The 20003-nt window shown below is 36.0% G+C and carries 21 protein-coding genes; 15 read left to right on the forward strand and 6 right to left on the reverse strand.

The annotated features are described in order from the left end of the window. Positions 1 to 55: 55 nt before the first annotated feature. Positions 56 to 1714 carry an ABC transporter ATP-binding protein gene (locus tag KI356_RS19210; protein WP_212936158.1) on the forward strand — a complete coding sequence of 553 codons (1659 nt, stop codon included), beginning with the start codon at positions 56 to 58 and terminating at the stop codon, positions 1712 to 1714. Positions 1715 to 1736: 22 nt separating this feature from the next. Here KI356_RS19210 and KI356_RS19215 read toward each other — a convergent pair whose 3' ends face one another. Both KI356_RS19215 and KI356_RS19220 read right to left on the reverse strand, forming a co-directional pair. Next, positions 1737 to 2069, reverse strand: coding sequence for a YmzC family protein (locus tag KI356_RS19215; protein WP_212936159.1), 333 nt, complete (start codon positions 2067 to 2069; stop codon positions 1737 to 1739). A gap of 11 nt (positions 2070 to 2080) precedes the next feature. After that, positions 2081 to 2296: a hypothetical protein gene (locus tag KI356_RS19220; RefSeq protein WP_128282414.1), complete on the reverse strand. Its 216-nt coding sequence runs from the start codon at positions 2294 to 2296 to the stop codon at positions 2081 to 2083. Between the two features lie 482 nt (positions 2297 to 2778). Between KI356_RS19220 and KI356_RS19225 the strand changes: the two genes are divergently transcribed. The 5 genes from KI356_RS19225 (at position 2779) to tlp (ending at position 5168) form a co-directional block, all read left to right on the forward strand. Then, positions 2779 to 3354 carry a redoxin domain-containing protein gene (locus tag KI356_RS19225; RefSeq protein ID WP_128282412.1) on the forward strand — a complete coding sequence of 192 codons (576 nt, stop codon included), beginning with the start codon at positions 2779 to 2781 and terminating at the stop codon, positions 3352 to 3354. Positions 3355 to 3471: 117 nt separating this feature from the next. After that, positions 3472 to 4419 carry a 3'-5' exonuclease gene (locus KI356_RS19230; RefSeq protein ID WP_212936160.1) on the forward strand — a complete coding sequence of 316 codons (948 nt, stop codon included), beginning with the start codon at positions 3472 to 3474 and terminating at the stop codon, positions 4417 to 4419. Between the two features lie 132 nt (positions 4420 to 4551). Next, positions 4552 to 4695, forward strand: a complete 144-nt coding sequence (locus tag KI356_RS19235) for an FbpB family small basic protein (protein WP_001254699.1) — start codon at positions 4552 to 4554, stop codon at positions 4693 to 4695. 43 nt (positions 4696 to 4738) lie between these two features. Further along, positions 4739 to 4873, forward strand: coding sequence for an acid-soluble spore protein SspN (sspN, locus tag KI356_RS19240; protein WP_000527988.1), 135 nt, complete (start codon positions 4739 to 4741; stop codon positions 4871 to 4873). A gap of 97 nt (positions 4874 to 4970) precedes the next feature. Next, complete coding sequence (gene tlp, locus KI356_RS19245) at positions 4971 to 5168, forward strand: small acid-soluble spore protein Tlp (RefSeq protein WP_001133508.1); 198 nt, start codon at positions 4971 to 4973, stop codon at positions 5166 to 5168. 28 nt (positions 5169 to 5196) lie between these two features. Here tlp and KI356_RS19250 read toward each other — a convergent pair whose 3' ends face one another. Next, a complete protein-coding gene (locus KI356_RS19250; RefSeq protein WP_212936161.1) occupies positions 5197 to 6489 on the reverse strand; it encodes a glycoside hydrolase family 18 protein in 1293 nt (430 codons plus the stop codon). Positions 6490 to 6598: 109 nt separating this feature from the next. On the opposite strand from KI356_RS19250, the gene KI356_RS19255 reads away from it, so the two are divergent. Continuing rightward, the gene (locus KI356_RS19255) at positions 6599 to 7018 is read left to right on the forward strand and encodes an acyl-CoA thioesterase (RefSeq protein WP_000495819.1); all 420 of its coding nucleotides are present in this window, start codon (positions 6599 to 6601) and stop codon (positions 7016 to 7018) included. A 28-nt stretch (positions 7019 to 7046) separates the two neighbouring features. Here the strand turns inward: KI356_RS19255 and KI356_RS19260 are convergent, their stop codons facing one another. Together KI356_RS19260 and plsY are read right to left on the reverse strand one after the other, a co-directional pair. Continuing rightward, positions 7047 to 7337 (reverse strand): HesB/YadR/YfhF family protein, encoded by a 291-nt coding sequence (locus KI356_RS19260; protein ID WP_128282409.1) that lies wholly within the window; start codon positions 7335 to 7337, stop codon positions 7047 to 7049. 108 nt (positions 7338 to 7445) lie between these two features. Then, positions 7446 to 8042 (reverse strand): glycerol-3-phosphate 1-O-acyltransferase PlsY, encoded by a 597-nt coding sequence (plsY, locus tag KI356_RS19265; protein ID WP_002121351.1) that lies wholly within the window; start codon positions 8040 to 8042, stop codon positions 7446 to 7448. 225 nt (positions 8043 to 8267) lie between these two features. On the opposite strand from plsY, the gene KI356_RS19270 reads away from it, so the two are divergent. From KI356_RS19270 to KI356_RS19305, 8 genes are all read left to right on the forward strand, one after another. Then, entirely contained in the window at positions 8268 to 10124 is a 1857-nt protein-coding gene (locus KI356_RS19270; RefSeq protein ID WP_212936162.1) for an anaerobic ribonucleoside triphosphate reductase, read from the forward strand. Beyond that, positions 10121 to 10573 (forward strand): anaerobic ribonucleoside-triphosphate reductase activating protein, encoded by a 453-nt coding sequence (nrdG, locus tag KI356_RS19275; protein WP_002121346.1) that lies wholly within the window; start codon positions 10121 to 10123, stop codon positions 10571 to 10573. Before KI356_RS19270 ends, nrdG begins: the two co-directional genes overlap by 4 nt. An 18-nt stretch (positions 10574 to 10591) precedes the next feature. Then, complete coding sequence (locus KI356_RS19280; protein ID WP_002087776.1) at positions 10592 to 11269, forward strand: response regulator transcription factor; 678 nt, start codon at positions 10592 to 10594, stop codon at positions 11267 to 11269. Positions 11270 to 11472: 203 nt separating this feature from the next. Further along, on the forward strand, positions 11473 to 12714 hold the full coding sequence (locus tag KI356_RS19285) for a S1C family serine protease (protein ID WP_128282407.1): 1242 nt from the start codon (positions 11473 to 11475) through the stop codon (positions 12712 to 12714). A gap of 79 nt (positions 12715 to 12793) precedes the next feature. Continuing rightward, entirely contained in the window at positions 12794 to 13207 is a 414-nt protein-coding gene (locus tag KI356_RS19290; protein ID WP_128282406.1) for a CoA-binding protein, read from the forward strand. A 377-nt stretch (positions 13208 to 13584) separates the two neighbouring features. After that, positions 13585 to 15549 (forward strand): DNA topoisomerase IV subunit B, encoded by a 1965-nt coding sequence (gene parE, locus KI356_RS19295; protein WP_002121336.1) that lies wholly within the window; start codon positions 13585 to 13587, stop codon positions 15547 to 15549. A gap of 1 nt (position 15550) precedes the next feature. Further along, the gene (parC, locus tag KI356_RS19300; RefSeq protein ID WP_128282405.1) at positions 15551 to 17974 is read left to right on the forward strand and encodes a DNA topoisomerase IV subunit A; all 2424 of its coding nucleotides are present in this window, start codon (positions 15551 to 15553) and stop codon (positions 17972 to 17974) included. Between the two features lie 273 nt (positions 17975 to 18247). Beyond that, the gene (locus KI356_RS19305; protein WP_128282404.1) at positions 18248 to 19279 is read left to right on the forward strand and encodes an oxidoreductase; all 1032 of its coding nucleotides are present in this window, start codon (positions 18248 to 18250) and stop codon (positions 19277 to 19279) included. A 25-nt stretch (positions 19280 to 19304) separates the two neighbouring features. Here KI356_RS19305 and KI356_RS19310 read toward each other — a convergent pair whose 3' ends face one another. Beyond that, the gene (locus KI356_RS19310) at positions 19305 to 19898 is read right to left on the reverse strand and encodes a TetR/AcrR family transcriptional regulator (protein WP_002121331.1); all 594 of its coding nucleotides are present in this window, start codon (positions 19896 to 19898) and stop codon (positions 19305 to 19307) included. Positions 19899 to 20003: the final 105 nt, after the last annotated feature.

A 20003-nucleotide genomic window follows, 5' to 3' on the forward strand; every position in this document is an offset into this window, starting at 1 on the left:
TGAAACCAATTGGTTTCATCCCTTTCTTTTTACTATGTAAAATGGAGGGAACGTTATGAAGGAATACGAAAGAATATTGTTACCGTTACGGAAAGAAAAAATATTAGTAATAGCAGCCATATGTAGTGGGATCATAGCTGCTATTTTAAACTTATCCCGTCCAATTTTTATGGGGGTAATTGTAGATAACCTTATTCAACAGGAGTTAAAAGGCGCCTATTTGTACATTGCTCTGTTTGCAGCTAGCCGTTTTATGATGTGGATGAACAATCTTTTATTTGATTATATAAGTTCAAAAGTGAGTCAGCGAATATTACGAAAGAAACGTATAGATGTATTGCGTCATTTTTTTCTATTACCATTTGAAGAGAGTGAGAAAATCAAACAAGGAGAGTTAGAAACTTTAGTTGTGTCTGATATTCCGAACTGGGTCAGATTATATGGATCTATATTAATAGAATATATACACGCCATTGCGCAATTTATTGGTGCAATCATAGCACTACAACATATAGATATAAAGTTCATATTGTGGGTAACTCCGTTTTTATTTTTAAGTGCAACGGTTCCGATGTTTATGGGGAAAAAGGTAAGAAGTATTGCAACTATTGCTCAAAAGAATCAATCAAGTGTTGTAGAGATGATGTCACAGTTTGTAAAAGGTATGCAAGATTTACGGAGTTTACAAAAAGAAAAATGGGCAATTCAATTATTTAAAGGAGTAACGGCACAATCTTATAAATCGGAAGTAAAGAAGACGATGATGCAACATTGCATGGGAGTAGTTGGAACAGTGATTGAAACAGGAGCATATGTCGTTGCTCTCATTATAGGTGCGCAAAAAATAATGAAAGGGGAAATGGAAGTTGGTTCACTTGTTGCAGTGTTAGCTACAATTGAAATGCTCTTTTTTCCGGTCCGTTACGTGGGGGAGTTACTAATGATGACACAAGTTGCAGTCGCTTCGGCAAATCGAGTTTTTTGTTTTTTAGATAAACAAGTGGCAGATAGTGAGGTGGAAAAAGCTATGGGAATGAAGATAACAAATGTTTCATTTCAAGAGAATGATGAAGCGAAGTGTAGAATTAAAAATATTCATTTGGAGATTAATCCTGGGGAACTCGTTATTGTTGTAGGCGAAAGTGGTGCAGGGAAAACGACGCTTTTAAAATTAATAACGGGTTTATATAAACCATCTAATGGTAGCGTTGTTTCTTATGGTAATGATGCTCGGATGACGACAGTATGGCAAGAACCGCGTTTTTTTCGGACGACAGTAAAAGAGAATATGTATTTCGGGGAAGAGGGCTTAGAAAACCAGTTAGAAAAAAATGCTGAACTTGTAAATGTAACGCCGATTATTAGGGGGTTACCTGAAGGGAGTCAGACTGTACTACATAAAAGCGGTGAAGAGTTTTCCGGAGGGGAAAGGAAACGTCTTGCACTATTGCGTACGATTGTATCAAATCCGAATCTTATTATTTTAGATGAACCGACTGCGGGATTAGATCCGAGCAATCAAGAAGTGGTTTGGAATATGATTGAAGGACTGGGAAGAGATGTAACGAGAATTGTGGTAACGCATGACGTAGAGAGGATAATACTAGCTGATCGTGTTGTGGTAATGAAAGAAGGAAGTATTATTGAGTGTGGAAAACCTAGAGAGTTATTAAATCGCAATTCATTGCTTAAAGAAATACTAATAAAAAGATAAGAGCTATGTAGCGCTCTTATCTTTATTCAGTATTATTAAGTTGATACGTATAAGACTCAGGATCACTAGTATTAAATTCTTTGACTAAAGTAAGTTGATTTGTATCCGGATTATATTTGAAGATTTTGACCGTATGTTCGCTATTTAGTGATGGATTATATTCTTGAATAGCAAATGTATTTTCAGCAATCTGTGTCATATTACTGGTGGAAACATTTTCTATGGAATCATGATTTGTAGAAATTTCAACGACTCTTCCACCGTTGAAAAATAAAAGAACGATTACTAAAATAACTAAACATATTCGTATATAGCGAAGTTCTTTACTAATAGGGTGTTCTCCCAAGATAATCATCCTTTCTGTAACTATTGTATAGTAGTGGTGGTAGTCATCGTGAAGAAACTAAGAATACCGAGACCAGCTAAAAGGAAAAATGAGATTAAAGCGATACAGAGACAAATACGTCCAACTTGCTTTTTTTCAGGATCTTTACTGAAGAGCGAGATGATCCACGTAATAACTCCGATTGGGGAAAATATAAAACTAAGAATATATAATAGTATTTTTTCAAATAAATTCATAAAAACAGCCCCCTTTTTGAAGGTTTTACATGTGTAGTTTTCTTCGTATTAGCACTGTTGTTATGTAGGAAAGTACAGAATAAACAGCACTATAAACAATCCAAGCGTCTAAGTTTTGTAAAGCTAGGTGTATATCAAATTTAGAGATGATAATGAAAAATATAAGTGTAACAGTAAAAGAAATAATAATAGCAGCCCATTTGAATTTGTATAGCAAGCCGCTAAAAAAAATACATAGTAATGGTAAAGTGAAGAAAACAAAAGTAAAAGGGTTGATAAGTAATTGTAAAATACATATCACCTCGCAGTTTTTATATGTATTTCTAATTATATGATAAAAAGGAAAATATTTCATATCAATTATAAATATTCCGATTATTTTGAATGTGAATATTTCCAAGCTTGCCCGTATAAGCTAAAATAAGGTATATAGTATTTTGATGAATATGTTAAAAAAGATAAACACGTTAGGGTGATATAAAATGTGGCGGAAGCTTACGATTATTGTAGTGTTGCTTTGTTTAGCGGGATATACAGCTTATGAACAGTTCGGTAAAAAGGATCAGGCGGTACAAGGGAAGCAAGAAAAAAGTGAAGCTGCTATGAAAGAGATGATCGCACAGAACGGTATTGAAATAGGGAAGGTTGCACCAGACTTTGAATTAACGAAGTTAGATGGAACGAATGTAAAGTTATCAGATTTAAAAGGAAAGAAGGTTATTTTAAATTTTTGGGCAACGTGGTGTGGGCCTTGTCAGCAAGAAATGCCTGATATGGAGGCTTTTTATAAAGAACATAAAGAAAATGTAGAAATTTTAGCAATAAATTATACTCCTTCAGAAAAAGGTGGGGGAGAAGAAAAAGTAAGCAATTTTGCTAAGGAAAAAGGGATTACTTTTCCTGTTTTATTGGACAAGAACATTGATGTGACAACAGCGTATAAAGTAATTACAATCCCAACTTCGTATTTTATAGATACGAAAGGCGTAATTCAGGATAAGTTCATTGGACCGATGACGCAAAAAGAGATGGAGAAGCGGGTTACTAAATTAAAATAACGGTGAATAGGTAGAGGTGGAAAATAGCCATTTCTGCCTTTTCTTTTTCAAGTAGTGAAAGCTTCGTGATATGATAAAAGAAATATAAACGTTTAGAGATAAAGGAGTGTATTTGGAGTGGGGAATATATCCTTACCATTAGATTATGTTGTAATTGATTTTGAAACAACAGGATTTAACCCTTATAATGATAAAATTATTCAAGTAGCAGCAGTGAAATATCGTAATCATGAACTAGTAGATCAATTTGTTTCCTATGTGAATCCAGAATGTCCAATTCCGGACCGAATAACGAGTTTAACAGGTATTACAAATTATCGTGTTTCGGATGCACCGACGATTGAAGAAGTGTTACCTTTATTTTTAGCATTTTTACATACAAATGTTATTGTGGCTCATAACGCTTCTTTTGATATGCGTTTTTTGAAAAGTAATGTAAATATGCTTGGATTAGCTGAGCCTAAAAATAAAGTAATTGATACGGTGTTTTTAGCAAAGAAATACATGAAGCATGCACCTAATCATAAACTTGAAACGTTAAAGCGAATGCTTGGAATTCGCTTAAGTTCTCATAATGCATTTGACGATTGTATTACGTGTGCGGCAGTTTATCAAAGATGTGCATCTATTGAAGAAGAAGGAAAAAGAAAAGTGAAGAAAGAAGTGCTTGATGAAACAGTAGCATACGAAGCAGTAAAAGAAATTCTTATGCGAAATAAACGTGATATCGAATGGATTCGCTGTATGAATGTCGGGAGCTACTTAGATATAAAAGCTTTTTACCCAATTATTAGGATGAAGGTGAAAGGGCGAAAGAAATATGTGTTAACAGAAAAAATAGAAGAAGATGTAATCGGTATTTGTACGAGCTTAACGTGTGAGGCAGCATTGAAAAATGAGATTGGCAACACGAGAATTATGATTGACAGTGTAGAGGACATTTTGAAGTTAGAGAGCTACATTTTAGAAGAATACGATTCTGTATTGCGAGCACTGCATGAATATAGAGTGAGTGAAGAAAATGCTGATGAAGAAATTAAAAAATATTTAAATATAATGATGTGAAAAAATCCCGTGCGTAATATTTGCGTATGGGGTTTTTTGTTAAAAAATAAAATTTTCTTACAAATCTGATTAAAGAGTTTTTCATTTGCTCATACTATGTAGTAATAAAGCGAAGGAGAAAGGGTGAGCAACATGAGAAGAAGTCGCCGCAAATCGTTTGAAGAACTTGTAAATGAAAATAAACAACAATTATTAAGCGATCGTGATGCAATCGATCGAATTGAAGAACGTATTGAAAAACGTTATGAAATGAAACTTTTTAAGCAGGCTGAATAATTCTTAACACTAGTACGATACTAGTGTTAAGGAGGCGATAGTAATGGGTAATCCGAAAAAGAATTCAAAAGACTTTGCACCAAATCAAATTGGAACACAATCGAAAAAAGCTGGTGGCAATAAAGGAAAGCAAATGCAAGATCAAACTGGTAAGCAACCGATTGTTGATAACGGTTAAAGAAAAGGAGAATGCTGCATTCTCCTTTTTTATGTATAAATTTGAGGGGATATAGGTAATTTAAGGTGGTATGTATACATTATTAGGAGGGAAGTATATGCCAAATCCAGATAATCGAAATGACAACGCTGAAAAATTACAAGAAATGGTACAAAATACGATTGATAATTTTAATGAAGCAAAAGAAACAGCGGAACTTTCTAATGAAAAAGATCGTGCTGCCATTGAAGCGAAAAATCAAAGACGTTTAGAAAGTATTGATTCATTAAAAAGTGAAATAAAAGATGAATCTTAACAGAATGTACAAAAAGGGCTGACAAAAGTCAGCCCTTTTTTGTAATCGTAAAGTTTTCAACAAGTAAACGCCAATTTTGCGGGAATGGTAAACCAATCTTCCAATAACTAATACCACCGATGCCTTGTTCTTTCATTAAATTGAATTTACTTTGCACGGACCGTGAATCTTCAAACCAAACTTCGTGTTGTACGCCGTTTTCATCAAAGTAATTAAAATGTGGAGCTTGAGCTGTGAAATCATAGCGGATAGGAACATTGTATTTACGAGCTAGTGCAACAGCTGCGACAGAGCTAATTGCTTTTGCAGGTGGATTTCCTTGTTTGAATGGCAGTTTCCAATCGAAACCGTATAAATTTTGCCCCATCATAATTTTTTGTGGTGGCATTTGAGATTTTGCATATTGAAGTACTTCTTTCACAGGACCAATAGGAGAAATCGCCATTGGTGGTCCGCCTTGCCAACCCCAGTCGTATGTCATAATGACGACAAAATCAACAATTTGCCCCTGTGCTTTATAATCGTGAGCTTCAAAAAACTTTCCTTTTTGATTTGAACTTGTTTTCGGTACGAGAGTTGTGCTCAATGTGTACCCGCTAGGTAAGCGTGTTTTTACATTTCGTAAAAAGCGATTATATGCCTCGCGGTCTTCGGGTGCCACATTCTCGAAATCGAAATGAATGTCTCGCATGCCATATTTTTCAGCTGTTTGCAAAATGTTCGTAATAAATTTGTTTTGAGTGGTTGGGTTACGCAACAAAACAGATGTTAGTTCCGGACTAAAGTTCCCGTTTTCGATATTTGTAATCACGAGCATAGGGATGGTTTTACCTTGCGTTGCAATAGTAGCGATTTTAGCTGTTTCCGTTGGTTCTTTTAAAGTGCCGTCTCTTTTTGCTTCAAAGCTGAAGTAGGCTAAATATGTTAAAAATGGATTAATAGCACGAGTAGCATTTACTAAACTTTCTTTTATCGGTATTGTTGAAGGTTGTAAATAAGCGATGGATTCTACTGCTCGTTTTGTACCTTTTGGTATATATAATTGTTGTCCGACATGGAGAATAGATTTTAATGAAAGGTTATTAACTTTAGCTAAACTAGCGAGAGGAACGTTATATGTCTGAGAAATTCGATACAGGCTGTCACCAGGCTGTACGTAATAATTATTGCCTTTCGTATTAACGATAAGTGCCTGACCAACAACGAGTGTTTCGGCTGGATTTAGACCATTGTCTTTTACAATTTCTTCAGGTGTAGAGCCATATTTTGATGCTAAACTATATACACTATCACCGCTACGAACAGTTACAATTTGAATCATGTGCTTGCCCCTTTCGGTAAAAGATTCACTGTTTTTATTTTATTTTTGATTCCACTGTATTATGATTAAATGTATGCAAGGTAGCAGAAGTGAAAGAAGGCGAATACATATGTTTGTAGCAGAACATGAAGTTGAAATCCGCTATGCGGAAACAGATCAGATGGGTGTTGTTTACCATTCAAACTATTTAGTGTGGCTAGAACTAGGGCGCACGAAACTTATACAAGAATTAGGATTTTCATATGTTGAAATGGAGAAAGAGGGAATTATCTCTCCAGTGTTAGACTTACAAATTTCATATCGCAAAGCGATGCGTTACGGAGAAAAAGCAATTGTGAAAACGTGGATTGATACTGTGAGCCCGCTTCGTGTTGTATATGGTTATGAAATTTATAACGGTGATGGCGAGCTTTGTATTACTGCAAGTACAACGAATATTTGTGCGAAAAAAGAAGGATTCCGCCCTGTATCATTTAAAAAGTTATATCCTGAGTGGTATGCGAAATATGAGGAAATCAAGAAAAAATAAAAAAAGCGTGGCAGAAGCCACGTTTTTTTTATTTTTCATAATTAAATTGCGGGAAATCGTCACCGTCGTTAAGTGTAACAGATAAATTATGTCCATCGAAGAACCACTCATCATCGCCTTCAATAAAGAAGTTAATACCTTCTTCTTGAGTTTGAACAGCAGGATGTGCAGGATCATCTTTACGAATTCCTAAAGAAAGTCCTTTTTGCACAGTACTGCAACCGCCGTATTGTACGAAAAAGCGTAGTGTTTCACCTGATTGTAATTTTAGTTCGTCTTTATACCATTGTGCTGCTTCTTTTGTTACGGAAAGATTCATGTATAGTTCCTCCAAATTATGTTGCTTTTTCTTAAGTATAAAAAATAACGCAAAAAGACGCTATTAATATGCTTCACGTTTTCTTTTTGCGTTATGTGGGTTACAATCTTATTTTTGCTTTTTTGAAAAGTTTGCTTTTGGTTCAGTTTTATTTATAATTCGTCCGATATTTGCACGGTGTTTATAAATAACCATACCAGCTAATAAACACATCGCAATAATGAAGATTTTATCCCCGCTAACAATTGATGCAATAACAGCAACGACAGCTGTTACCATAGAAGAAAGTGATACGTATCTTGTTGTAAATAAAAGGGTGAAAAAGACAACCGCTAATATTGCAAATACAACTGGTGAGTAGCATAATAGCACGCCAGCAGAAGTTGCAACTGCTTTACCACCGCGGAATTTTGCGAAGATTGGATATACATGTCCAAGAACAGCGGCTAATCCAAACCATAATGGGTGAGTATCTAATCCGAAAATAATCGGTAGAGCTGTTGCTAATGTACCTTTTAAAATGTCAGCAATTGTAACGATAAAACCTGCTTTTTTCCCTAATGTGCGGAATGTATTTGTTCCGCCTAAATTACCGCTACCGTGTTCACGAATATCGATTCCGTAACCAATTTTGCCAACGACTAGTGCAAATGGAATCGAGCCAAGCAAGTAGGCAACGATAAATAAAAGATATGTAATAACCATGAGTTCAGTCTCCTTTATACAAATGTGTTGATAAAGGGTAAAAAGAGTTTTTCCCGTATATTGTACCATACATTTGTAAAGAGCACATTTCTTTTTTATAAATGAAAAAGTCATTAATTTTTAAAAAAACTTTCACAGGAATGTTACATTTTTCACAAAAACACTAGAACTATATGTTGTATGATTTTAATCAAAAGACAACAACATGTTGGTGGAGGGTTATGAATGTTGAAACAAAATGTACGTGGAGAAGAATTAATGAAAGTATTTGAGACAATTATCCACGGTAATGAACAAGATTTAATGCAGGAAAATGCAAATGTAGATGGCCGATCTCCAATGGGAGTAATGGGAACGTTCGCATCTGAGAGCGCAAAGTATTATGCAGTAGAGAAATTATTATCAGATCAAGTGAAAAAAGCGATAGATCAAAATATATTATATCCACATGATTTAGATTTTTATGCAACAGGAACGACGACTTGTTCGCAAATTCCGTTAGCGCAAATGCTTGCTAACGGTTTTCATACTGGACATGGACATATGAGACAACCGCAAGACATTAAAAGTGCGTTGGCGCTTTCTTCAATTATTTTTCAGGCGAATCAAAATATGCAGCACGGTGGTCAATCGTTTGCACTCTTTGATATTGATTTAGCTCCATATGTGAGAAAAACAGTAGAGAGACATAAAAAACGACTACAGTCATATCCGCTTACGAAAGAACAAATAGAGGAATTTGCATGGAAAGAAACAGAAAATGATACGTATCAGGCGTGTGAGGCTTTCGTCCATAATTCAAATAGTATGCATAGTAGGGGCGGGGGACAAGTACCGTTTATTTCTATTAATTACGGAACAGACACATCGAAAGAGGGAAGACTTTTAATTAAGCAACTTTTAAAAGCGACGCAAGCTGGACTTGGTAAAGGGGAAACACCAATTTTTCCTATTCAAATTTTCAAAATGAAAAAAGGCGTGAACTTTGAAGAGTGTGATCCGAACTATGATTTATTTGAATTAGCGTTAGAAACGACAGCTGAGCGATTATTCCCTAACTTTTCGTTTTTAGATGCTCCGTTTAATGCAGTGCACTATGATGGTCGACCTGAAAGTGAAGTATGTTATATGGGGTGTCGTACTCGTGTTATGTCTAATATACATGGGGAAGAAACAGCAATTGGAAGAGGGAATTTATCGTTTACTTCTATTAATTTAGTGAAATTAGCGTTAATTAGTGGTTCAAAAGAAGCGTTTTTTGAAGCGCTAAGTTATTACCTAGATTTAGGCGTTAAGCAATTATTAGAGAGATTTGCCTATCAATGTACAAAGAGAGCAAGAGATTTTCAGTTCTTATATTCACAGGGTGTATGGCGTGGTGGAGAAACGTTACAACCTGAAGATGCTGTGGCGCCAATTTTAAAACAAGGGACGTTAAGTCTTGGTTTTATTGGTCTTGCAGAATGTTTAGTAGCGTTAACCGGAAAGCACCATGGAGAAAATGAAGACTCGTGGAAGCTTGGATATGAAATTATTTCCTTTATGAGGAAGAGAATGGATAAGGCGATGGAAGAACATCAACTCAATTTCTCCGTAATTGCAACGCCAGCAGAAGGGTTATCAGGAAAGTTTGTGAAGAAAGATAGAGAAGAATTTGGTGTAATTAGCGGTGTGACAAATCATAATTATTATACAAATTCGTTCCATATACCGGTGTATTACAATATTCAAGCGATAAATAAAATTCGATTAGAAGGGCCGTTTCACGCTCTTTGTAATGGCGGACATATTACGTACATTGAACTAGATGGTGCAGCTGTGCATAATCAAAAGGCGTTAAAGCAAATTGTACAAGCGATGGCGCAGTACGGAGTAGGATACGGTTCAATTAACCATCCTGTTGATCGTTGTAAATGCTGTAGTTATCATGGCATTATCGGGAATGAATGTCCGAGCTGCGGAAATGAAGATGAGAATGAAATAGAAAGAATTCGCCGCATAACAGGATATCTTGTAGGAGATATGTCAAAGTGGAATAGCGCGAAACGTAGTGAAGAGATGGATCGGGTGAAGCATAAATGAAAGTTATGAATATCATTCATGATAGTGTAGTAGATGGAGAAGGGTTGCGGACAGTCGTGTTTTTTGCGGGCTGTCCGCATCGTTGTATCGGTTGCCATAATCCGAAATCGTGGAATGTTTGCAATGGAACTGAAATGACGGTAGAAGAAATTGTGAAAGAGATTGAAAAGAATCCATTAACCGATGTAACATTTTCAGGTGGAGATCCATTTTTTCAAGCTGCTGAAGTGAAAAAAGTAGCAAAAGCAGTGAAGGATTTGAAAAAAAATCTATGGATTTATACAGGTTATATGTTGGAAGAGATACAGAGTGCTCAAAATAATGATATGATAGAATTGTTACATTATGGGGATGTTTTGGTCGATGGAAGATTTGAACTTGATAAAAAAGATTTAACACTTCCATTTCGCGGAAGCTCCAATCAACGTATTATTCGATTGAAAGAGTAAAAAGGCGGGATAGGTTATATGAATAAAACAGTATTACTTGTTGAAGATGAAAGAAGATTACGTGAAATTGTTAGCGATTATTTTCGTAATGAAGGCTTTGAAGTAATCGAAGCGGAAGATGGAAAAAAAGCGCTCGAATTATTTGCTGAACATACAATTGATTTAATTATGTTAGATATTATGTTACCAGAAATAGATGGTTGGTCTGTTTGTAGACGAATTAGAAAGGAGTCAGCGGTACCAATTATTATGCTGACAGCACGTTCTGATGAGGATGATACATTACTAGGCTTTGAACTAGGTGCAGATGAGTATGTAACAAAACCTTTTAGTCCGAAAGTGTTAGTAGCTCGTGCGAAGACGTTATTGAAACGTGCGGATGGAGCGGTAGGAGTATCAGAAGAAAATACTATGTCTTTAGCCGGAATAGAAGTGAATCGACTATCTAGAACAGTTTTAGTAGATGGAGAAGAAATTATATTGACACATAAGGAGTTTGAGCTTCTCGTTTATTTAATGGAGAACAAAGGAATTGTGTTGTCACGTCAACATTTATTAGATCAGTTATGGGGATATGATTACTACGGCGATGACCGAACGGTGGATACACATATTAAAAAACTGCGAAATAAGCTAGGAGATAAAGCGAAGCATATCGGTACTGTTATTCGAGTAGGTTACAAATTTGAAGAATAACATTTAAGTTACTATGCACTTTAGCTTTGGGATATAGCAAATTTACACTCTCCTTTGTAGGTGGAATGTACAAAAAATACTTTTCTTGTCTACAATGATAGATAGGAGTATTTTTTTAATTGGATTTCACGATGAGTTCACAAGAAGGACACAAAATGTGACTATACTGAAAGTACGAATTCACCAGAGAGGGGAAATAAAACATGGGATATTACGACGGACCGAATTTAAATGAAGAGCATAGTGAAACGAGAGAAATGAAAAAATCAAGTAGTAAAAAAGGATATTTTTTCACAGGTTTAGTTGGGGCTGTAGTCGGGGCGGTTTCGATTAGTTTTGCAGCACCTTACATGCCGTGGATGCAAAATAATGGAGCGGCAGTTTCGTCATTCAATTCTAATCAACAAGTAGAAGGTACTGTAGCTCCTGTTGTTAATAAAGTGAAGGGCGAAACTGATTTACCAGGCATGGTTGAAGGCGCAAAGGATGTTGTAGTTGGTGTAATTAATATGCAGAAGACTATTGATCCGTTTGCGATGCAACCGGCAGAACAAGAGCAAACAGCTGGTACAGGATCAGGTGTTATTTATAAAAAGTCAGGAAATAAAGCATATATTGTAACAAATAACCACGTAGTAGACGGTGCAAATAAACTTGCTGTTAAACTGAGCGACGGAAAGCAAGTTGATGCAAAATTAGTTGGTAAGGACCCTTGGTTAGACTTAGCAGTTGTAGAGATTGATGGATCTACTGTTAATAAAGTTGCAACTTTAGGTGATTCTAGTAAAATTCGTGCTGGTGAAAAAGCAATTGCAATTGGTAACCCACTTGGGTTTGACGGCAGTGTAACAGAAGGTATTATCAGTAGTAAAGAACGTGAAATTCCAGTAGATATTGATGGGGACAAACGTCCAGACTGGCAAGCACAAGTTATTCAAACAGATGCAGCGATTAACCCTGGTAATAGTGGTGGCGCATTATTTAACCAAAACGGTGAATTAATTGGAATTAACTCAAGTAAAATTGCGCAGCAAGAAGTTGAGGGGATTGGTTTTGCAATTCCAGTTAATGTTGCAAAACCAGTTATTGAATCGCTTGAAAAAGACGGAGTAGTGAAACGCCCAGCTCTTGGTGTAGGTGTAGTTTCATTAGAAGATGTGCAAGGTTATGCAATAAATCAATTAAAAGTACCAAAAGAAGTAACAAATGGCGTTGTATTAGGTAAAATTTATCCAGTATCACCGGCAGAAAAAGCTGGTTTAGAGCAATATGATCTTGTAGTAGCATTAGATGATCAAAAAGTAGAGAATTCACTTCAATTCCGTAAATACTTATATGAAAAGAAAAAAGTAGGCGAGAAAGTAGAAGTTACATTCTACCGTAACGGTCAAAAAATGACGAAAACAGCTACATTAGCAGATAATTCAGCTACAAAGAATCAATAATCGGAATAAAAGAAAGTCTCTTTCATATTGAAAGAGACTTTCTTTATCGGATATACTAAAGGAATAGGAGGGATTGATTATGACAATTGAAAACCCAACTCGTACGGAAATTGGTGAAGTATTGAAGAAAAGTAAAACGATTGCGGTTGTTGGATTATCAGATAAGCCAGAACGTACATCATATATGGTTTCAAAAGCAATGCAAGATGCTGGGTACCGTATTATTCCAGTAAATCCAACAGTAGATGAAGTACTCGGAGAAAAGGCGGTTTCTTCACTGGCGGATATTAAAGAACATGTTGATATCGTAAATGTATTTCGTCGCTCAGAATTTTTAAAGGATGTTGCGAAGGAGTTTGTAGAGATTGATGCAGATGTTTTCTGGGCACAATTAGGAGTACAAGATGACGAGACATATAAACTTTTACAAGAAAAAGGCTATACTGTAATAATGGATCGTTGTATTAAAGTAGAGCATGCGATGACAAAATAGTATAGACTTTAAAGATAGAAAGATTGATTCAGCCCTCACTCTTTACATAAGTAGGGCCGATGAACGAGGTGTTCATCATGAGATTTTTTAAAGGCTGTTTTTGGGGATTGTTACTTGTTATCCCGTTTTGGATATTGATCATTTGGATCATGATAAAGGTTTGGAATGTATAATGTTGGAATACATATCCATTTCTCGTTGACAAACGATTATTTTTCTGAAATAGTAGCCTAGAGGAATCCTTGTGAAAAAAACAAGGATTTTTCTATTGAAAATGGTATATAAAAGAGATAAGATAACTTGCCAAAACTATAGTCTAGGCGTTATTCTATAATAGAAACATATGTTCTGATTTGATTAGGAAAGGGGCAAGGAGTTTGGCGAAGCATCAGTTCCAATATAATGAAGATGCAATTCAAGTGTTAGAAGGACTTGAAGCCGTTCGAAAACGCCCGGGTATGTATATCGGGAGTACGGATAGCCGTGGATTGCATCATTTAGTATATGAAATAGTAGATAACTCCGTTGATGAAGCATTAGCGGGATTTGGCGACGAAATTTCTGTCGTAATACATAAAGATAATAGTATTAGCGTTATTGATAAAGGGCGAGGAATGCCTACGGGAATGCATAAACTTGGAAAACCGACACCTGAAGTTATTTTAACTGTACTTCATGCTGGTGGTAAGTTTGGCCAAGGAGGCTATAAAACGAGTGGTGGTTTACACGGTGTTGGGGCATCAGTTGTAAACGCCTTGTCAGAATGGCTAGTCGTAACGATTAAGCGTGATGGTAGCATTTATGAACAACGCTTTGAAAATGGTGGTATTCCTGCAACGACGTTAGAGAAAATCGGGAAAACTAAAGAATCTGGTACAACGATGCATTTTAAACCAGATACAACTATTTTCAGCACAACAAATTATAATTATGAAACATTATGTGAGAGATTACGTGAATCTGCATTCTTATTAAAAGGAATGAAAATCTCGATAAAAGATGAACGTAATGATTTAGAAGATGTATTTCATTATGAAACAGGAATTGAAGCTTTCGTTTCATACTTAAACGAAGAGAAAGATTCGATTCATCCAGTTGTATATTTCTCTGGTGAACAAAATGGAATTGAAGCAGAGCTAGCGTTTCAATTTAATGATGGTTACTCAGAAAACATTCTTTCGTTTGTAAATAACGTACGTACAAAAGACGGTGGTACACACGAAGCTGGATTTAAAACAGCAATGACACGTGTTTTCAATGAGTATGCGCGTAAAGTTTCTTTATTGAAAGAAAAAGACAAAAATTTAGAGGGTACAGATATTCGTGAAGGATTAGCGTCGATTGTTTCTGTACGTGTACCTGAAGAAGTACTTCAGTTTGAAGGACAAACGAAAGGGAAACTCGGTACAAGTGAAGCACGTTCTTCAATTGATGCAATCGTATCAGAGCATTTAGCTTACTTTTTAGAAGAAAACCCGGATGTAGCTACACTTCTTGTGAGAAAGGCAGTTAAAGCAGCGCAAGCACGTGAGGCTGCTCGTAAAGCGAGAGAAGAAGCGCGTACTGGTAAGAAGAAGAAAAAATCAGAAGGTACTTTAAGCGGGAAGTTAACACCTGCACAATCACGTAATCCTCAGAAAAACGAATTGTATTTAGTAGAGGGTGACTCGGCTGGTGGTTCAGCAAAGCAAGGGCGAGATCGTCGTTTCCAAGCGGTGCTACCATTACGTGGTAAAGTAATTAACACGGAAAAAGCAAAGCTTGCTGACATTTTTAAGAATGAAGAGATCAATACGATTATTTACGCAATTGGCGGCGGCGTAGGGAATGAATTCGCTGTTGAAGATATTAACTACGATAAAGTTGTTATTATGACCGATGCAGATACGGATGGAGCACATATTCAAGTGTTACTACTGACGTTCTTCTACCGTTATATGAAACCACTTATTGAAGCTGGGAAAGTATTTATCGCACTTCCACCTTTATATAAAGTAAGTAAAGGGAAAGGGAAAAGTGAAGTAATTGAATATGCATGGTCTGATGAAGAATTAGATGGTGTAACAAAAAAGGTCGGAAAAGGTTATATGTTGCAGCGCTATAAAGGACTTGGTGAAATGAATGCCGATCAATTATGGGAAACAACGATGAACCCTGAAACACGTACATTAATTCGTGTGAAAATTGACGATGCATCAAGAGCTGAGCGCCGAGTTACGACATTGATGGGTGATAAAGTAGAACCTCGTCGTAAATGGATTGAACGAAATGTACAATTTGGCATGCAAGAAGAAGGAAATATTTTAGAAAATGAAATGATTATGGAGACGGAGGTGGAATAACATGCAGGCAGAGAAGTTTCATGACCTCCCGCTTGAAGACGTGTTAGGTGACCGCTTTGCACGTTATAGTAAATATATTATTCAAGACCGTGCGCTTCCAGATGCACGTGACGGCTTAAAACCGGTACAAAGACGTATTTTATATTCTATGTTTGTAGAAGGAAATGTACATGATAAAGCATTTCGTAAATCAGCTAAAACAGTAGGTAATGTTATCGGTAATTATCATCCACATGGTGATTCCTCTGTATATGAGGCGATGGTACGTTTAAGTCAAACTTGGAAAGTACGTAATGTTTTAGTTGAAATGCATGGAAATAACGGTAGTGTTGATGGGGATCCGGCAGCGGCAATGCGTTATACGGAAGCACGTTTATCACCAATCGCGTCTGAGTTATTACGTGATCTCGATAAGGAAACAGTAGAATTCGTGTCAAACTTTGATGATACGAGTGAAGAACCTGTTGTATTACCAGCAATGTTCCCAAACTTATTAGTGAACGGATCTACAGGGATTTCCGCTGGTTATGCAACAGAAATTCCACCGCATCATCTTGGAGAAGTAATTGATGCTACAATGATGCGTATCGATCAGCCGAATAGTTCTGTGGATGACTTGTTAACAGTTATTAAAGGACCTGATTTCCCTACAGGCGGTATTATACAAGGGATAGATGGCATTAAAAAAGCTTACGAAACAGGTAAAGGTAAAATTATTATTCGCGGAAAAGCAGAAGTTGAAACGATTCGTGGCGGGAAGCAACAAATCGTTATTACAGAAATTCCGTACGAAGTAAATAAAGCGAACCTAGTTAAGAAAATGGATGAATTACGTCTAGATAAAAGGCTAGATGGAATTGCTGAAGTGCGCGATGAGACAGATCGTACAGGTCTTCGCATCGTTGTAGAATTAAAAAAAGAAGCGAATGCTGAAGGTATTTTAAATTATTTATATAAAAATACAGATTTACAAATTCCATACAACTTTAATATGGTAGCGATAAATAATCGTCGCCCGACACTTATGACATTACCTAAGATTTTGGATGCATATATTGGGCATCAGAAAGAAGTTGTTACAAGACGCTCACAATATGAATTAAGAAAAGCAGAAAATCGTCAGCATATTGTAGAAGGTTTAAAGAAAGCATTATCAATTTTAGATGAAGTGATTGAAACGATCCGTGGGTCTAAAGATAAGCGTAATGCGAAAGATAATTTAAGTGCGAAATTTGGATTTACAGAGGCGCAGTCAGAAGCAATTGTTTCGTTGCAACTATATCGTTTAACGAATACAGATATTACAGCGCTAGAGCAAGAAGCAGCGGAACTTAGTAAGAAAATTATAGAGTTACAGACGATTCTACAAAGTGAAAAAAGACTTCTTCAAGTTATTAAAACAGATTTGAAGAGAGTAAAGAAAACATATAGTGATAATCGCCGTGCGATAATTGAAGAGGAAATTGAAGAAATTAAAATCGATGTGGAAGTTATGATTCCACAAGAAGATGTCATCGTTACTGTAACGAAAGAAGGATATGTGAAACGAACAGGTTGGCGTTCACATAATGCATCGAACGGCAAAGACTTCGGTATGAAAGAGGGTGACATCTTACTTGAGCGTTTCGATACAAACACGACAGAAACCGTTCTTTTATTTACGAACAAAGGAAATTATATTTATCTTCCTGTATATGAAATGCCAGAAATTCGTTGGAAAGATTTAGGTCAACACGTTGCGAATCTTGTTTCACTCGAGCGAGATGAAGCGTTAATTTGGGCAACAGTCGTACCGAATTTTGAAGAAGAAAAACGATTTATCGTATTTGTTACACGAAACGGTATGATTAAGAAGACAGAATTAAATCAATATAAAGTGCAACGTTATTCACGGGCGTTCGTTGCTGTAAACTTGAAAAAAGATGATGAAGTTGTTGATATATTTGCGACAGATGGAACAAGTGATATTGTTCTTGCAACACATGGTGCATATGCACTTGTATTCAATGAAGAAGAAGTAAGTCCAGTTGGTGTAAGAGCAGCTGGTGTGAAAGCAATTAATTTAAAAGAAGATGACTATGTTGCTTCTGGTAAACCGTTAAATGGTGAAAAAGATCAACTTATTCTTGTTACGCAGCGAGGTGCTGTGAAACGTATAAAGGCATCCGAAATTGAGAAATCAACGAGGGCGAAGCGAGGCCTTGTAATTTTTAAAGAGTTAAAGCGTAATCCGTACCGCATTGTCGGTATTGAAATTGTTCGAGATGACGAATTAGTTTACATGAAGACAGAGAAACACATTGTAGAAGAAATTGATCCGAAAGCGTTTCGAAATAAAGACCGGTATAGTAATGGTAGTTTAGTACTAGATGTTAATGATACTGGTGAAGTAATTGAAACGTGGACGAAGAAAAGGCCGGAATGAAGGGAGCATCTTGCTATGAATGATAGCAAGATGCTTTTTTCTAAGCAAATTATTATGTATATAAAAATAATCTTGTTATAATAATGAAATGAAATCGTTCTCATAAAGTGAAACTTTAATCAGTGGGGGTTTTCTTCATCCCCCACTGATTATTAGCTTTCACCAATCGGGCTTTTACGGGCAGTAAGGCCCTCACCTAACTTCTTTGCTTTCGCTGAATTTTGAGGTAGGGGTCTTACTGCCCGCAAGTAGCGGGATAAATGGAGGGGCAACATGAAAAAAATAGGTGTAGGGATTGTAGGATTTGGATTTTCTAGTACAACATTTCACATCCCGTTATTACAAACGATAGAAGAATATGATATTCGTGCTATCTTATCTTCAAAAGATGAAGTAGTGAAAGAAGCATTGCCAAATACTGAAGTTGTTGGCACAATGGATGAATTAGTAAAGCGAGCTGATATTGACTTAGTGGTCATTACTTCGCCGAATACAACTCATTTTCCATATGTAAAAGAAGCGATTGTGCACGGTAAGCATGTTGTTGTGGAAAAACCATTCGTTGTTTCAATTGAAGAAGGAGAAGAACTTATTTCATTGGCGAAGCAACATAATGTCGTTTTAAGTGTGTATCACAATCGCCGTTTTGATAATGATTTCTTAACGATAAAGAAATTATTAGAAGAAAAAAGAGTAGGGAATGTATACGCATATGAAGCGCATTTCGATCGTTTCCGCCCACATGTACGTGATCGCTGGAGAGAAAAGAATTTACCAGGTTCAGGTATATTATATGATCTAGGATCGCATTTAATGGATCAAGCATTATCATTATTCGGGAAACCAGATGCAATTAGTGCAGATGTAATAAAGCAACGACCAGGTGCAGAAATTGATGACTACTTCCATGTTATACTTCACTACGGAGTAAAGCGTGTTATTTTACATAGTAGCAGTTATGTGAAACAAGCTGGACCACATTTTACACTGCATGGAGATAAAGGTTCTATCGTGAAGTATGGTATGGATTCACAGGAAGAACAATTAAAGACTGGAATGAAGCCAGGTGATAATGGTTATGGAGCAGACGCTGAAGAGAATTTTGCTACTTTAGAAACAGAAGAAGAGTTAGTACGTATTCCGACAGAAGTCGGCTGTTATGAAATGTATTATAAAGGTGTAAGAGATAGTATTGTAAATGGTGAGAAACCACCTGTAACAGCAGAAGAAGGTTTGGAAGTTATTCGACTTATTCAATTGGCAATTGAAAGTAGTGAAACTGGTAGAGTCATTTCGGTAAAATAAAAAAGACACGATTCTGTGTCTTTTTTTATTTTTGCGGAACAGAAAGTCCGTAAAAGAACATCGTAACTATATCTTGTATATGTTTTTCTCGAGCTCCTTCAAGAAGTTGTGCCCCGAAATCATCACCTAATTTAGTAAACATTTGAATGTAAAGTAACATCATATCTTTTGAAAGATGAGGATTAATTTCATTTTTGCGCTGTGCTTGTTCTAATATTTCTAAATACCAAGGTAGGATTTTTTCGTTTTGATAACTATAAATAAACGCCCGAAGCTCTTCGTCTTTTTGCATCATTTGTAGTAGCATATCAGGCTGAAATAACCCACCCGTATTCATTTTTCTTACAATCATTTTTTGCATCATATCATGAAAAGGTAATTTTTCTTCCGCAAGCTCTTTATAATATTGAAATTCAGATATTATAAATTCTTGTATAAGTTCCCTAAATAACGCATCTTTACTTCCAAAATGATTATAAATTGTAACTTGAGAAACGTTTGCTTTTTTTGCAATATGTTCTATTTTCACTTCATTAAATCCACGTTCTGAAAATAATACGAAGGCTGCCTCTTTAATGGCACGCTTTTTCTTTTCTTTCACTTTTTCAAAGCCGTTCAATACAATCACCTCATTTAAAATATACAAGAAAAAATAATTGAAAACAATATTTTTGAAATATGGACATATAAATATTTCAAAAAATTGTTGCGAATATGAAAGAGG

The organism is Bacillus hominis, from assembly GCF_018332515.1.
Classification (GTDB): domain Bacteria; phylum Bacillota; class Bacilli; order Bacillales; family Bacillaceae_G; genus Bacillus_A; species Bacillus_A hominis.

Bases quoted from the DNA above. Each gene is read 5' to 3' on its own strand.
- KI356_RS19225 (WP_128282412.1), top strand. From the start codon at position 2,779: ATGTGGCGGAAGCTTACGATTATTGTAGTGTTGCTTTGTTTAGCGGGA.
- KI356_RS19270 (WP_212936162.1), top strand. From the start codon at position 8,268: ATGTTGAAACAAAATGTACGTGGAGAAGAATTAATGAAAGTATTTGAG.
- parC (WP_128282405.1), top strand. From the start codon at position 15,551: ATGCAGGCAGAGAAGTTTCATGACCTCCCGCTTGAAGACGTGTTAGGT.
- KI356_RS19290 (WP_128282406.1), top strand. From the start codon at position 12,794: ATGACAATTGAAAACCCAACTCGTACGGAAATTGGTGAAGTATTGAAG.
- KI356_RS19305 (WP_128282404.1), top strand. From the start codon at position 18,248: ATGAAAAAAATAGGTGTAGGGATTGTAGGATTTGGATTTTCTAGTACA.
- KI356_RS19235 (WP_001254699.1), top strand. From the start codon at position 4,552: ATGAGAAGAAGTCGCCGCAAATCGTTTGAAGAACTTGTAAATGAAAAT.
- nrdG (WP_002121346.1), top strand. From the start codon at position 10,121: ATGAAAGTTATGAATATCATTCATGATAGTGTAGTAGATGGAGAAGGG.
- KI356_RS19280 (WP_002087776.1), top strand. From the start codon at position 10,592: ATGAATAAAACAGTATTACTTGTTGAAGATGAAAGAAGATTACGTGAA.
- KI356_RS19220 (WP_128282414.1), bottom strand. From the start codon at position 2,296: ATGAATTTATTTGAAAAAATACTATTATATATTCTTAGTTTTATATTT.
- plsY (WP_002121351.1), bottom strand. From the start codon at position 8,042: ATGGTTATTACATATCTTTTATTTATCGTTGCCTACTTGCTTGGCTCG.
- KI356_RS19215 (WP_212936159.1), bottom strand. From the start codon at position 2,069: ATGATTATCTTGGGAGAACACCCTATTAGTAAAGAACTTCGCTATATA.
- KI356_RS19210 (WP_212936158.1), top strand. From the start codon at position 56: ATGAAGGAATACGAAAGAATATTGTTACCGTTACGGAAAGAAAAAATA.
- KI356_RS19285 (WP_128282407.1), top strand. From the start codon at position 11,473: ATGGGATATTACGACGGACCGAATTTAAATGAAGAGCATAGTGAAACG.
- tlp (WP_001133508.1), top strand. From the start codon at position 4,971: ATGCCAAATCCAGATAATCGAAATGACAACGCTGAAAAATTACAAGAA.
- KI356_RS19255 (WP_000495819.1), top strand. From the start codon at position 6,599: ATGTTTGTAGCAGAACATGAAGTTGAAATCCGCTATGCGGAAACAGAT.
- KI356_RS19250 (WP_212936161.1), bottom strand. From the start codon at position 6,489: ATGATTCAAATTGTAACTGTTCGTAGCGGTGATAGTGTATATAGTTTA.
- sspN (WP_000527988.1), top strand. From the start codon at position 4,739: ATGGGTAATCCGAAAAAGAATTCAAAAGACTTTGCACCAAATCAAATT.
- KI356_RS19260 (WP_128282409.1), bottom strand. From the start codon at position 7,337: ATGAATCTTTCCGTAACAAAAGAAGCAGCACAATGGTATAAAGACGAA.